This is a genomic window from Streptomyces sp. BK239, from assembly GCF_004217285.1.
Classification (GTDB): domain Bacteria; phylum Actinomycetota; class Actinomycetes; order Streptomycetales; family Streptomycetaceae; genus Streptomyces.
Genome location: NZ_SHKS01000002.1, coordinates 123,281 through 137,089, shown reverse-complemented (window position 1 = coordinate 137,089; position 13,809 = coordinate 123,281). Strand labels below are relative to the sequence as shown.

At 71.7% G+C, this 13,809-nt stretch carries 11 protein-coding genes; 5 read left to right on the top strand and 6 right to left on the bottom strand.

What is annotated here, in order from left to right; translation table 11 throughout:
• Positions 1 to 19: 19 nt before the first annotated feature.
• Positions 20 to 2,113 carry a transketolase gene (gene tkt, locus EV567_RS06475; protein WP_130437691.1) on the bottom strand — a complete coding sequence of 698 codons (2,094 nt, stop codon included), beginning with the start codon at positions 2,111 to 2,113 and terminating at the stop codon, positions 20 to 22.
• A 145-nt stretch (positions 2,114 to 2,258) separates the two neighbouring features.
• Here tkt and EV567_RS06470 point away from each other — a divergent pair, with 145 nt between their 5' ends.
• Entirely contained in the window at positions 2,259 to 3,152 is an 894-nt protein-coding gene (locus tag EV567_RS06470; RefSeq protein WP_130437690.1) for an AraC family transcriptional regulator, read from the top strand.
• A 36-nt stretch (positions 3,153 to 3,188) separates the two neighbouring features.
• On the opposite strand, the gene EV567_RS06465 is transcribed toward EV567_RS06470, so the two are convergent.
• The 3 genes from EV567_RS06465 to EV567_RS06455 form a co-directional block, all read right to left on the bottom strand.
• On the bottom strand, positions 3,189 to 4,595 hold the full coding sequence (locus tag EV567_RS06465; RefSeq protein WP_130437689.1) for a glycoside hydrolase family 16 protein: 1,407 nt from the start codon (positions 4,593 to 4,595) through the stop codon (positions 3,189 to 3,191).
• Between the two features lie 234 nt (positions 4,596 to 4,829).
• Positions 4,830 to 5,588, bottom strand: coding sequence for an IclR family transcriptional regulator (locus EV567_RS06460; RefSeq protein ID WP_207228720.1), 759 nt, complete (start codon positions 5,586 to 5,588; stop codon positions 4,830 to 4,832).
• 152 nt (positions 5,589 to 5,740) lie between these two features.
• Positions 5,741 to 6,169 (bottom strand): MarR family winged helix-turn-helix transcriptional regulator, encoded by a 429-nt coding sequence (locus EV567_RS06455; protein ID WP_130438287.1) that lies wholly within the window; start codon positions 6,167 to 6,169, stop codon positions 5,741 to 5,743.
• Positions 6,170 to 6,447: 278 nt separating this feature from the next.
• On the opposite strand from EV567_RS06455, the gene EV567_RS06450 reads away from it, so the two are divergent.
• Genes EV567_RS06450 through EV567_RS06435 form a run of 4 tightly spaced genes read left to right on the top strand, consistent with a single transcriptional unit; the run spans position 6,448 to position 10,246 of the window.
• Positions 6,448 to 7,365 (top strand): SDR family NAD(P)-dependent oxidoreductase, encoded by a 918-nt coding sequence (locus EV567_RS06450; protein ID WP_130437687.1) that lies wholly within the window; start codon positions 6,448 to 6,450, stop codon positions 7,363 to 7,365.
• Positions 7,366 to 7,377: 12 nt separating this feature from the next.
• Positions 7,378 to 8,253 carry an amidohydrolase family protein gene (locus EV567_RS06445; RefSeq protein ID WP_130438286.1) on the top strand — a complete coding sequence of 292 codons (876 nt, stop codon included), beginning with the start codon at positions 7,378 to 7,380 and terminating at the stop codon, positions 8,251 to 8,253.
• 12 nt (positions 8,254 to 8,265) lie between these two features.
• Complete coding sequence (locus EV567_RS06440; RefSeq protein ID WP_130438285.1) at positions 8,266 to 9,771, top strand: long-chain fatty acid--CoA ligase; 1,506 nt, start codon at positions 8,266 to 8,268, stop codon at positions 9,769 to 9,771.
• Positions 9,772 to 9,790: 19 nt separating this feature from the next.
• Positions 9,791 to 10,246, top strand: coding sequence for a MaoC family dehydratase (locus EV567_RS06435; protein ID WP_130437686.1), 456 nt, complete (start codon positions 9,791 to 9,793; stop codon positions 10,244 to 10,246).
• 25 nt (positions 10,247 to 10,271) lie between these two features.
• On the opposite strand, the gene EV567_RS06430 is transcribed toward EV567_RS06435, so the two are convergent.
• Together EV567_RS06430 and EV567_RS06425 are read right to left on the bottom strand one after the other, a co-directional pair.
• Positions 10,272 to 11,939 (bottom strand): PHP domain-containing protein, encoded by a 1,668-nt coding sequence (locus tag EV567_RS06430; protein WP_130437685.1) that lies wholly within the window; start codon positions 11,937 to 11,939, stop codon positions 10,272 to 10,274.
• Positions 11,940 to 11,956: 17 nt separating this feature from the next.
• Positions 11,957 to 13,783 (bottom strand): LamG-like jellyroll fold domain-containing protein, encoded by a 1,827-nt coding sequence (locus tag EV567_RS06425; protein WP_130437684.1) that lies wholly within the window; start codon positions 13,781 to 13,783, stop codon positions 11,957 to 11,959.
• Between the last annotated feature and the right edge of the window lie 26 nt (positions 13,784 to 13,809).

The window sequence follows — 13,809 nt, the reverse complement described above, 5'->3', positions numbered from 1 at the left end:
CTTCTTTCTGGCGATCGGATCAGCCGCGCCCGGCGGCCGGTCCGGTGGTCGCGTCGAGGACGGCCCGCGCCGCGGCGGCCACGTTCTCGGCGGTGAAGCCGTACTCGGCGAACAGGGTCTTCGCGTCGGCGGACGCGCCGAAGTGCTCCAGGGAGACGATGCGTCCCGCGTCGCCCACGAACTGGTGCCAGGTCAGGCCGATGCCCGCCTCGACCGCGACACGCGCCCTGACCGACGGCGGGAGCACACTGTCGCGGTACTCCCGCGGCTGCTCCTCGAACCACTCCACGGACGGCATCGACACCACCCGCGTCCCGGTCCCCTCGGCCTCCAGCAGCTCCCGGGCGGCCACGGCCAGGTGCACCTCGGAGCCGGTGGCGATCAGGACGACGTCCGGGGTCCGGGTCGATGACTCCGCCAGCACGTAACCGCCCTTCGCCGCGTCCGGGTTCGGCGCGTACGTCGGCACGCCCTGCCGGGTGAGCGCCAGACCGTGCGGGGCCGGACGCGTGGCGTGCCGCTTCAGGATCTCGGCCCAGGCGATCGCCGTCTCGTTGGCGTCCGCCGGACGGACCACGTTCAGGCCCGGGACGGCGCGCAGCGAGGCGAGGTGCTCGACCGGCTGGTGGGTGGGGCCGTCCTCGCCGAGGCCGATGGAGTCGTGCGTCCACACGTACGTCACCGGAAGCTGCATCAGGGCCGACATCCGCACCGCGTTGCGCATGTAGTCGGAGAACACCAGGAAGGTGCCGCCGTACACACGGGTGTTGCCGTGCAGGGCGATGCCGTTCATCTCGGCCGCCATCGAGAACTCGCGGATGCCGAAGTGGACGGTACGCCCGTACGGGTCGGCCTCGGGCAGCGGGTTGCCGGCGGGCAGGAACGACGACGTCTTGTCGATGGTGGTGTTGTTGGAGCCGGCAAGGTCGGCGGAGCCGCCCCACAGCTCGGGGATCACACCGCCGAGCGCCTGGAGCACCTTGCCGGACGCGGCGCGCGTGGCGACGGACGGGCCCTCCTCGAAGACCGGCAGCGACTCCTCCCAGCCCTCGGGGAGCTGACCGGCGACGACCCGGTCGAACAGCTCCGCCCGCTCGGGGTCGGCGCCGCGCCAGACGGCGAGCCGCTTGTCCCAGGCGGCGTGGGCCTCGGCGCCCCGGTCCAGGGCGGCCCGGGTGTGGGTGAGGACGTCGTCGGAGACCTCGAAGGTCTGCTCCGGGTCGAAGCCGAGGATCCGCTTGGTGGCGGCCACCTCGTCCTCGCCGAGCGCGGAGCCGTGGGACGCCTCGGTGTCGCGCGCGTTCGGGGCGGGCCAGGCGATGATCGTGCGCATCGCGATGATCGAGGGGCGCCCGGTCTCCTCCCGCGCCGCCGTCAGCGCCTCGTGCAGCGCGTGCACGTCGACGTCGCCGCCCTCCCGCGGCTCGATGCGCTGCGTGTGCCAGCCGTAGGCCTCGTAGCGCTTGAGCACGTCCTCGGAGAAGGCCGTCGCCGTGTCGCCCTCGATGGAGATGTGGTTGTCGTCGTAGAGGAAGACCAGGTTGCCGAGCTTCTGGTGCCCGGCGAGGGAGGACGCCTCGGCGGACACGCCCTCCTGGAGGTCGCCGTCGGAGACGATCGTCCAGATCGTGTGGTCGAACGGCGACTCGCCCTCGGGGGCCTCGGGGTCGAACAGGCCGCGCTCGTACCGGGCGGCCATCGCCATCCCCACGGCGTTGGCGACACCCTGGCCGAGCGGACCGGTGGTGGTCTCCACACCGGCCGTGTGCCCGTACTCGGGGTGCCCCGGCGTCCGGGAGCCATGGGTGCGGAACGCCTTGAGGTCGTCCAGGCCGATCTCGTAGCCGGACAGGAACAGCTGGGTGTAGAGCGTCAGCGAGGTGTGCCCGGGGGACAGGACGAAGCGGTCACGCCCCGTCCACTCCGGATCCGCGGGATCGTGCCGCATCACCTTCTGAAAGAGCGTGTACGCGGCAGGGGCCAGCGCCATCGCCGTGCCGGGATGACCGTTGCCGACCTTCTGCACCGCGTCCGCGGCCAGGACACGCGCCGTGTCGACGGCACGCCGGTCCAGGTCGGTCCACTCGAAGCTGTTCTGGTTCTGCGTGCTCATCTTCAAGAAGTCCTCGATAGGAGCCGGTGATCAGGTCTTGCGTGTTCGAACTTAAAAGTCTGACTTTTTCGGGGGAAGGTCTGCCTGTGTCAGCCTGTGGTGAAAGTGGGACACGGACGCGACAGCCGAACAGCGCAAGAAGGACATGGTGGAAACAAGTACCCAGGAAGCCGCCGATGACGGGATCAGAACCTTCCCCTTCCCCGTCGAACTCAGCGTCGGCGGAGTCGGCATGCAGATCGGCCCCATGGGCGCCGGGCGCACCTGGCACGCCGACGCGCCGCTGGACCGCGTCCACCGCATCGACTTCCACGTCGTGCTGCTCTTCACCGACGGCCCCGTCCGCCACATGGTCGACTTCGACGAGTACGAGGCGACCGCCGGCGACGTCCTGTGGATCCGCCCGGGCCAGGTCCACCGCTTCACCCGGGCCGGCGAGTACCGGGGAACCGCCCTCACCATGCAGCCCGGCTTCCTGCCCCGCGACACCGTCGAGGCGACCGGCCTGTACCGCTACGACCTCCCGCCGCTCCTGCGCCCCGACGCACCCCAGGCGGCCGCTCTGCGCGCGGCCCTTGCCCACCTGCGACGCGAGTACGAGGACAGCGCGACCCTGCCCCCGAACCTGCACACCTCCGTGCTGCGCCACTGTCTGACCGCGTTCCTGCTGCGCCTCGCGCACCTCGCGACCAGCTCCGCCGAGGCGGCCCGCCGTCAGGCCGACACCACGTTCACCCTCTTCCGGGAGGCGGTGGAACGGGACTTCGCCACCGTCCACAGCGTCAGCGCCTACGCCGACGCGCTCGGCTACTCCCGCCGCACCCTGGTGCGCGCGGTCCGCGCGGCGACCGGCGAGACGCCCAAGGGGTTCATCGACAAGCGGGTGGTCCTGGAGGCCAAGCGCCTGCTGGCGCACACCGATCTGCCCATCGGCCGCGTCGGCGTCGCGGTGGGCTTCCCCGACCCGGCGAACTTCTCCAAGTTCTTCCACCAGCACACGGACACGACGCCGGCGGCGTTCCGCGCGGAGATGCGCTGAACGCCGCCGGGTGAACTCCGGCCCGGGGCTGTCGCCTCAGTGCCCGAAGCGGAACCAGTTCACGTTGACGAAGTCGGACGGCTGGCCGCTGGTGAAGGTCAGATAGACGTCGTGGGTGCCGGTGACCGGGGCGATGTTCGCGGGGACCGTCCGCCAGGATTGCCAGCCCCCGGTGCCGGCCACCGCGAAGCTCCCGACAGGAGCGCTGCCGCGGCTGTCGAGGCGGACCTCGACCAGACCGCTGACGCCGCCGCCCGCGCCGCTCGCGACCCGCCCGAGGAACTGGGTCGCCGCGGTGGAGCCGAAGTCGACGCCCCGGTACAGCGCCCAGTCGCCGTTCGCGAGGGAGCCGATGTTCTGCCCGCCGCCGGTGTCGGTGGTCGTCTCCGTCGTCGTGCCGGACTGCTCGTCGTGGGACTCGGCCTGGACGGCGGTGTAGGCGTCACGGTTCCCGCTCGGGGGAGGCGTGGTCCCGCCGGTGCCGCTCGTGGCCTGGAGGACCCGCACGTAGTCGACGACCATCGGCACGCCCGAGTGGGTGTCGGCGTCCAGCCCGCCGCCGAAGGCGTCGGGGAAGCCGCCGCCCATCGCCACGTTCAGGATGATGAAGTAGCCGTGGCGGGTGGCGTTGTTCCAGGTCGTGGCGTCCACCTGGTTCGCGGTGACGGTGTGGTAGACGGTCCCGTCGACGGAGAAGCGCAGCGTCTCCGGGGTCACCGAGCGGTCCCACTCCAACGCGTAGGTGTGGAAGCCGGACTGGCAGGCGGCGCCGGGGCACACGGTGGAACCGCCGATGCCGGTGGTCTCGTTGCAGGGGCCGCCCGGACTGCTGCCGCAGTGCAGCGTCGCCCACACGCGGTTCAGGCCCTGCACGTTCTCCATGATGTCCATCTCGCCCACCGAGGGCCAGTTCTGGTAGTTGCCCCGGTACGGCGCGCCCAGCATCCAGAACGCCGGCCAGTAGCCCTCGGCCGCGGTCCCGGTGACGGCGGGCATCTGCAACCGGGACTCGACGCGCAGCTTGCCGCCGGACGGGGGCTGGAAGTCGGTGCGCCTGGTCTCTATCCGGCCCGAGGTCCAACGGCCCGCGGAGTCGCGCAGCGGGGTGATGCGCAGGTTTCCGGTGCCGTCGAGCGAGACGTTGCTCGTGCTGTTCGTCATCGTCTCGACCTCGCCGGTGCCCCAGTTCGCGGGGCCGCCGGGATACGAAGTCCCCGTCGAGTACTGCCAGTCGGCGGTGCTGACGCCGGTTCCCGCGGCGCCGTCGAAGTCGTCGAGGAAGACCTGCGTCCAGCCGGCCGGGGGAGTGGGCGCGGAGGCCGTCGCGGGCAGGGTGGCGGCCGTGGCGGCGAGCGCCGCGAGACCGAGGGTGCTGAACACGGCGACGAACGCCCGCCGCAGGGGGCGCCGCGGTCCGAGGGGGGTGCCGGAGGTGTCACTCATGTGTGCCTCTCGGGTACGGGGTGGGGGAGCACGGGTCCGGGAGGTGCGCTGTGAGAGCGCTCTCAAAGTGCGCCCAATGTGCTCCCACTGCCCTCGGCCGTCAAGAGGTGAAACCGTGAAAGTCGTTGCGGTGCAGGTGGGTTCAGTCCGTGAAGGAGGATCGCGGCAGCCGCCGTGGACGGGTGAGCGCGGCCGGCGGCCCGCCGATGACGGTCCGTCAAGCGTGTGAGTGCCTCACGTCGGGTGCCAGCCCAGGGAGCGGGAGATGCCTCTTGCCGCCAGTCGTATCGCCGGTGCCAGGGAAGGGACTTGGGCGTTCGCCGCCGGGACGACCACCGACACCGCCGCCACCACCTCGCCGTCCGGGCCGCGTACCGGGGCGGCCACCGACAGGGCGTCGTCCGTCACCTGACGGTCGCTCACCGCGACTCCCGTGCGCCGGACTTCGGCGAGTGTGCGGCGCAGCAGCGCGGGGTCGGTGATCGTGTGGGCCGTGTACGAGGCCAGCGGGGCGGCGCAGTACGTCTCCTGGAGCTCCGCTCCGCCGTGGGCCAGCAGGACGAGTCCGACGCCGGTCACGTGCAGCGGCCAGCGCGCGCCGACGCGGATGCGCACGCCGACCGCCGAGTGTCCCGAGAGCCACTCGGTGTAGACGACCTCGGCGCCGTCCCGTACCGCCAGTTGCACGTTCTCGTGCGTGGCCTCGTACAGGTCCTCCAGGTAGGGCAGCGCGGCCTGGCGGAGGGCCAGACCCCGGGGGGCCAGCGCAGCGATCTCCCACAGCCGCAGCCCCACGTGGTACGTGCCCGCCGGGTCCCGCTCCAGGGCGCCCCACTCGGCCAGCGCCGCCACGAGCCGGTGTGCGGTGGTCAGACTCAGGCCCGCCCGCCGGCTGATGTCGGTCAGGGACAGCGCCGGATGCGCGTGGTCGAAGGCGGCGAGCACGGACAGCAGCCGGTCCGGGGCGGAACGGGTGGGCGCGACCGCCGGCACGGGCGTGGCGGCCGTGCCCGTCAGCGGCGGTGTCCTCGACGTGGTGGGCAACGGGTTCCTCCTCCCCGTGCTGCGGCGGGACAGGGGTCGCCCCGCACCGTCGCGAAGTTAGGCAGACCGCCGGGCCGGCGTCAATCGTCCGCCCGGCCCTCTCATCCGCCGAGCCCGTCCCCGGCGACGCGCAGCAGCAGGGCGTGCAGCGTCTTCCGCTCGGCCGGGTCGAGCGGGGACAGCAGCTCGTTCGTCACCCGCAGGCCGGCCTCGTCCGTGCCGCGCAGGAACTCCCCGCCCGCCTCCGTGAGGACGACGATCCGGCTGCGCCGGTCGTCGGGGGCCGGGCGGCGCTCGGCGAAGCCCAGCTTCTCCAGGTCGTCGACGAGACCGACGATCGCGCTCGGGTCGTACCCGAGCCGTGCGCTCAGCTCGCGCTGGAGCGCGCCCTCCGTCGTGGCGAGGAAACGCAGCACCGCGTAGTGGCGCAGGCGCAGCCCCGACTCCTGGAGGAACGTGTTGAACAACTGGCCCGAGCGCAGGCCGAGCCGGTAGAGCAGGTAGCCCGCGTCCGCGTGCAGCCCGCGCATCCACGGCTCCTCCGAGTCGATCGGGGCGGCGTTCACGGTGTCGTGCTGGCGGGCGATGGCGGGCTCCCTGGTGTCGGCCCCGGCGGGGCGGTGTGCGTGCGGTCGGGCGTCACATGCGGTCGTGTGTGCCGCGAGCTTCAGATTTCAGCATGACCTACGCGTCGGGCGACAACAACTATTGACGACGACAATTATTGCTCCTACCTTCGACCTCGCGGCCCACCCCGGTGCCCGACCGCAGCCGCACCGCCCCTGTCACCGCGTGAAGGGACCCACCCGTGCCCCCCATCGATCTCACCGGCAAGGTCGCCGTCGTCACCGGCAGCGGCCGGGGCCTCGGTCTCGCCTATGCGCGCGCCCTGGCCGCCCACGGCGCCTGCGTGGTCGTCAACGACGTCGACGAGGCGGCCGCCGAGCAGGCCGCGAAATCCGTCGCCGAGGCCGGCGGCGCCGCCGTCGCCGAGGTGGTGCCGGTCGGCACGGCCGAGGCCGCGGACCGGCTCGTCAACCGCGCGGTCACGGAGTTCGGGCGGCTCGACGTCATGGTCACCAACGCCGGCATCCTGCGCGACAAGGTGCTGTGGAAGATGACCGACGACGACTTCGACGCGGTGATCGCCACCCACCTCCGGGGCACCTTCACCTGCGCCCGCGCCGCCGCCGTACGGATGCGCGAGCAGGGCGAGGGCGGCAGCCTGATCCTCGTGGGCTCCCCGGCCGGACAGCGCGGCAACTTCGGGCAGACGAACTACGCCGCCGCCAAGGCCGGCATCGCCGCCTTCGCCCGCACCTGGGCCATGGAACTGGGCCGCGCGAACATCACCGTCAACGCGATCGTGCCGGTCGCCGCGACCGCGATGACCGAGACCGTCCCCGCCTTCGCCCCCTACGTCGAGGCCATGAGGAACGGCGAGGCGCTACCCGACTTCCTGCGCAAGGGCGAGGGCTTCGGCACCCCCGAGGACTGCGCCGCGCTCGTGCCCTTCCTCGCCTCCGAGGCCGCCCGGGGTGTCACCGGCCAGGCCATCGGCATCGGCGGCGACAAGGTGGCACTCTGGTCCCATCCGCAGGAGATCCGCGCGGCCTACGCCGACGGCGGCTGGACCCCGGCGACCCTGGCCGACGCCTTCCCCACCTCGGTCGGCGCCGAGCTCCAGACCGTCGGCATCCCGGCGCCCGCGTTCCCGGAGGCGTGAGTCATGGCGAGCATCGACGTCGAGGAACTCGTCGCGATCGACGTCCACACCCACGCCGAGGTGTCCTCCAGCGGGCACTCCTCGCTCGACGACGACCTGCACGACGCGTCCGCCGCCTACTTCAAGGTCGAGGGCGAGCGGAAGCCGACCATCGAGGAGACGGCCCGCTACTACCGTGAGCGGAAGATGGCCGCCGTGATCTTCACGGTGGACGCCGAGTCCGCCACCGGCACCCCGCCGGTGCCCAACGAGGAGGTCGCCGAGGCCGCCGCCGCCAACGCCGACGTGCTCATCCCCTTCGCCTCCATCGACCCCTTCCGGGGCAAGGCCGGCGTGAGGCAGGCCCGCCGCCTGGTCGAGGAGTACGGCGTGAAGGGCTTCAAGTTCCATCCCAGCGTCCAGGGCTTCTTCCCCGACGACCGCGCGGTGGCGTACGGCCTCTACGAGGTGATCGAGGAGACCGGTTCCATCGCCCTCTTCCACACCGGGCAGACCGGCATCGGAGCCGGCGTCCCGGGCGGCGGAGGCATCCGGCTGAAGTACTCCAACCCCCTCCACGTCGACGACGTGGCCGCCGACTTCCCCCACCTCAAGATCATCCTGGCGCATCCGTCCTTCCCCTGGCAGGACGAGGCCCTCGCCGTCGCCACCCACAAGCCGGGCGTCCACATCGACCTGTCCGGCTGGTCGCCGAAGTACTTCCCGCCGCAACTCGTGCAGTACGCCAACACCCTGCTCAAGGACAAGGTCCTCTTCGGCTCCGACTTCCCCGTCCTCACCCCCGACCGCTGGCTCGCCGACTTCGACAAGCTGACGATCAAGGACGACGTGAAGCCGAGGATCCTCAAGGAGAACGCCGCCCGTCTGCTCGGGCTGACCACACCGTAGAGGGGCGTGGAGATGCGCAACGAGGGACTGGGGTCATGGCCCGCACGCCGGGCCCGCAAGACCCCGCACCGCACCGCCCTGATCCACGGCGAGCGGCCGACCGACTACGCCACCCTGCACACCCGCACCACACGCCTGGCCGACGCCCTGCGCGCCCGGGGCGTGCGCCGCGGCGACCGCGTCGCCTACCTCGGCCCCAACCACCCCTCCTACCTGGAGACCCTGTTCGCGACCGGCGCCCTCGGCGCGGTCTTCGTCCCGCTCAACACCCGCCTGGCCGGCCCCGAGATCGCCTACCAGCTCGCCGACTCCGGCGCCAAGGCCCTCGTCCACGGCCCCGCGTCCGCGGGCCTCGTCGCCGGACTGCCCGGCAGCACCGACGTACGCGCGTACGTCGAGGTCGGCGCCGAGTACGAGGAGGCGCTCGCCGCGGCCGACGACGAGCCCTTCGACGAGCCCGTCGGCCCCGACGACACCTGCGTCATCATGTACACCTCGGGCACCACCGGCCGCCCCAAGGGCGCCATGCTCACGCACGGCAACCTCACCTGGAACGCGGTCAACGTCCTCGTCGACACCGACCTGATCGCCGACGAACGCGCCCTGGTGACCGCGCCGCTGTTCCACACGGCCGGGCTGAACATGCTGACGCTGCCGGTGCTGCTCAAGGGCGGCGCCTGCGTCCTGGTCGAGGCGTTCGACCCGCAGACCACCTTCGACCTGGTCGAACGGCACCGGATCACCTTCATGTTCGGCGTGCCGACCATGTTCGACCAGCTCGCCCGCCACCCGCGCTGGCCGGACGCCGACCTGTCCTCGCTGCGCATCCTCACCTGCGGCGGCTCACCCGTCCCGACCCCGCTCATCGCGGCCTACCAGGAACGCGGTCTCACCTTCCTCCAGGGCTACGGCATGACCGAGGCCGCGCCCGGCACCCTCTTCCTGGACGCGGAACACGCCGTCAGCAAGGCGGGCTCGGCCGGCGTCCCGCACTTCTTCAGCGACGTCCGCGTCGTGCGACCCGACCTGACACCCGTCGACGCCGGCGAGACCGGTGAGGTCATCGTGCGCGGCCCGCACGTCATGCCCGGCTACTGGGGGCTCCCCGAGGAGACGGCCGCGTCCTTCGCCGACGGCTGGTTCCGCAGCGGGGACGCGGCGCAGGTCGACGAGGACGGGTACGTCCACATCGTCGACCGCATCAAGGACATGATCATCTCGGGTGGGGAGAACGTCTACCCCGCCGAGATCGAGGACCGGCTCCTGACCCACCCCGACATCGTCGAGTGCGCGGTCATCGGCGTGCACGACGACACGTGGGGCGAGGTGCCCCGCGCGGTCGTCGTACCCCGCGAGGGCGCTTCGCTGGATCCCGACGAGGTGCTCGCCTCCCTCGACGGCCGGCTCGCCAAGTACAAGATCCCCAAGTCGGTGGTGATCGCGGACGAACTCCCGCGCACCGCCTCCGGAAAGCTCCTCAAAGCCCGGGTGCGCCGACGCTTCGGCACCGACTCCTGACCGACGGAAGGACCCTCGCGTGAGCATCACCGTCAACGGCCTCGACGAACTCAAGAAGCTCGCCGGCAGCGACCTCGGCACGAGCGAGTGGATCGAGGTCACGCAGGAGCGCGTCGACACGTTCGCCGACGCGACCGGGGACCACCAGTGGATCCACGTCGACCCCGAACGCGCGAAGGACGGGCCCTTCGGCGCGCCCATAGCCCACGGATACCTGACGCTCTCCCTGTTCATCCCGCTCTTCACCGAACTGCTGGACGTCCAGGGCGTCACCACCAAGGTCAACTACGGCCTGAACAAGGTGCGGTTCCCCGCGCCGGTGAAGGTCGGCTCCCGGATTCGGCTGGCCGGGAAACTGGCGGAGGTCGAGGAGGTCCCGGGCGGCGTGCAGATCACCGTGGACGGGACGATCGAGATAGAGGGCGGGGCGAAACCGGCGGCGGTGCTGCGGAGCCTGTCCCGGTTCTACGCGTGAGGGCCGTTCCCCCGGACAGGCCGCCTCAGCGCACCACGTCCACGAAGACCGGGTTGGAGTAGAACCAGGTGTCCTGCCAGGGGTCGCCGTCGCCCGGCGGGTGCGGGATCGGGCCGTGCGGGTCGACGGACGCGCCCAGGTAACCGGTTCCGTTGCGCTTGCCGTCGCTGCCGCGCAGCCGGACGTAGAAGGACTCCTCGCCCGCGGTCAGCGGGACACGCAGCGTGTACGCCCCCTTGCGGCCGCTCACGTCCCCGGACCAGGCGACCCTGCTGTCGGGCGCGCGCCAGTCGTCGCGATCGGCCACCGGGCCGCGCACCGCGCCGCGGATCATGTCCACATGCGCCAACCGGGGCAGGATTCCATGGGGGTTGGGGCGGGAGGCGGTGGTCACGGTGATGTGCAGGGTGAGCTTCTCACCCCTGCGGACCCGCAACCGGCCGCCGAGCGTGACGCCCCGGCCGCGGTCGCCCTCGCGGGTCAGCCGCACCTCCAGCCCGTCGAGGAGATGGCCGTGGTCCAGCCACACCCGGCCCGCGCGCAGTCCCGCCATCACCGAGCGGTAGCCGTATCGGGTGACTCCGACGTGGGTGCGGCTGAACTCGCCCGGCCAGAAGTCGCTGCCCGGCTGCGGGGTGTCCGTGTTCACCGGGTCGGGCAGCCTGCCGGTGTCGTCGAAGTTCTGTCCGGCCGGCCAGTCGCCGTTCTTCCAGGTGTCGAAGACGGTGCGGTGGTTGTCGGAGTTGGTGGTGATCGAGAACAGCCGGCCCTCGGCCAGCATCGAGTCCCACAGACCGCCGACCGTCGCGGTCGCCCAGTCGAAGCCGCCGTAGGTGAGGTAGGCGTCGGCCGGGTAACCGGCCCAGGACTGCGCCGAGGGCTTGTTCTCGTACTCGCCGCGGATCGACGTCGTACCGCGCAGGCCGGGGATCGCCGCGCCCTGAGCGCCGGGCGCGCCCTCCATGCCGATCATGATCTCGGGGGCGGCGTCCCGCCAGGCGCGCATCTCGTGCGGGGAGTCGACGCCGAGGCGCATCGGGTGGTTGGCGAGGACGAGGACGTCGTCGACGTAACCGGTACGGCGCTGCTCGGCCAGCCACCGGACGGCCTTGACCGCGTGTGCCTCGTTGCGTGCGGTGTCGGCCGCGCCGGCGGAGCCCTCGGTGTAGCCGAGGAGCTTGCCGTCGTAGGCGAGCTCGAACTTCGTCAGCAGATCGACCTCGTTGGGGCCGGGCGCGGCGAACACCGTGCAGTGTTCGGCGGCCGGGATGTACCACTCCAGGCCCTGGAAGATCAGCTGACGGGGGTTCTCGGCCCGGGCCTTGAGGATCTCCTTGTGCTCCATGGCGGCGCCGTAACGGGCGTGCCCGAAGTTGGAGTGCTCGTTGAACACCATCCAGTCGAGGCCGTACTTCGCGGCGGCCCGCGCCTGCTGGGAGAAGGTGTACTTGGCGTCGTGGCTGTAGACGGAGTGCACATGGTGGTCGCCGACGAGGTAGGCCAGCTGCGGGTCCTCTCCGCCGAGGCCGGGGCGGGTGGCGGCGAACGCCGGGGCGGCCGTCGACTCGAGGGCGAAGGCAGCCCCGAACAGGCCTGCCCGGCGCAGGAACCGGCGTCGGGAGACGCCCTGGGCGTCGAGATCGGCGGGGGAGACGGACGGATCGGCCCAGACGGGAAGCTGCTGCTCGGTCATCGTGGTCCTCTGCGGTGTCAGTGGTTCATGAACGACGTCACGGGCAGCGCCCGTTCGACGATCCGGACGTCGCCGAGCCGCCCGTGCAGGATCTGGTCGATGCGCCCGCCGTACTCGTAGCCGCCGAGCAGCCAGGGCAGGCCGACGGAGGCGATCCCGACGGCGGACGCCCTCGGGTTGCGGACCACCGGGCACCCTTCGACGTAGAGCGTGGTGTGCCTGCCGTCGTTGACGACGGCGACATGCCACCAGGTCTCAAGAGGCGTCTCCTGGCCCCAGTTGGTCGCGATGCCCTGCTGGTTCAGCGGGCGCATCGCCCATTGCGGCTCACGGTCGTTCGACAGGGAGAGCGTGGCGAGCGGCTCGTCGGGGTCGTCGGCCGTCTTCCCGGCGGCCCCTCCCGTGCCGGTGCGGCCGACCAGTCCCGGCCAGGCGTGGTGCGCGGGGTCCCAGTCGGCGGGGAGGCGGTAGAACGCCTCGATGGTGTAACCGGTCTTGAAGGTGGCCGAGTTGATGGGCGCCCCGTCGACCGTGCGCAGATACGCCCCCTTCAGCGGGGACTTGTGACCCTGGAACTCGAGGCTGCCGTGGCCGGGTTGGTCCGGGTGGTGGTCCGGGGACCAGCCGAGCGAAGCACCCCCCACCGCCACCACGGCGAGGTCGTTGCCGTGCCCGGAAAGGTCCCGCACGGCGCCGGAGACCGCCGAGTCGAAACGCCAGTAGGCGACCGTGCCGCTCACCAGCATCCGCGACGCCGGGCGCGCGGGACGGGCCGGAGCGGGGGCGAAACCGGAGAACCGCTCGGCGAAGTCGATGCCGACGGTGAACCGGTCGGCGTCGCCGCTCAGTTCGATCTCCTGCCGCTCCAGCTCGTTGAGACCCTTCGCCGCCCGGCCCAGGATCCACGGCGAGACCGTCTCCACGTCGATGACGTTCCGGTCGAGGTCGAAGCGGTAGAGGCGGATCATCGCCGCACCGCCGAAGTAACGATTCTGATAGTTCGTCAGATGCAGGTGGACGTCATGCCCGGCCTTGTTGCGGCGGACCGCCCGCCCGGCGGGCCAGTAGTGGCCGTTGAGGGTGAGGAAGACCTGGTCGTGGTCGGCGATCAGCCGGTCCCACAGCTGCTGCCCGTACGGCGACAACGTGTCGTCCGCGACGACCAGTTCATGCGTGGTGAGGACGACGGGGGTGTGCGGATTCCGCGCCAGGACGCCGGCCGCCCACGCGTACCCCTGGTCCGACAGCCGCCAGTCCAGTGCCAGCACCATCCACTCCCGCCCGCCGGCCCGGAAGACGTGGTAGGCGTTGTAACCGTCGGGGGAGGCGCCGCCGAACGTCGGCCTGCCCGTGAAGCGTCGCGGGCCGAAGGCGTCCAGGTAGGGCGTCGCGCCACGCTGGTCGGTCGTGGACGACGGCACGTCGTGGTTGCCGGCCAGGACGCTGTACCCGGCCCCCCGCCGGTCGAGCAGGGCGAACGCCTCGCTGACGGCGGCTACTTCGTCCTTCGTCCCGTTCTGCGTGAGGTCCCCGAGGTGGGACAGGAAGACGATGTTCTCGTCCTCCCCGTGCGCCAGCAGATACCTGAGCGAGGCCTCCACCGGGGCCTTGTCGATGCTCGGCCCGTCGAAGAGGTACTGCGTGTCCGGCATCACCGCGAGCGTGAACCGGCGGCTGTCGGGATCGGGACGCGAGCGGCCCGTACCGGCGGCGTCGGCGGTCGCGGGCAGCGCCACCGAAGCCGTCGCGGCCGCGCCGAGCAGCGCGGTGGCTCTGAGGAACCCACGCCGTCCGGCGCGGGCCTGCGGGGCCTCGCCCGGGTTCTGGGCATGCGAAGTACACACAGGTGCTCCATGGGAAAGCCGGGGGA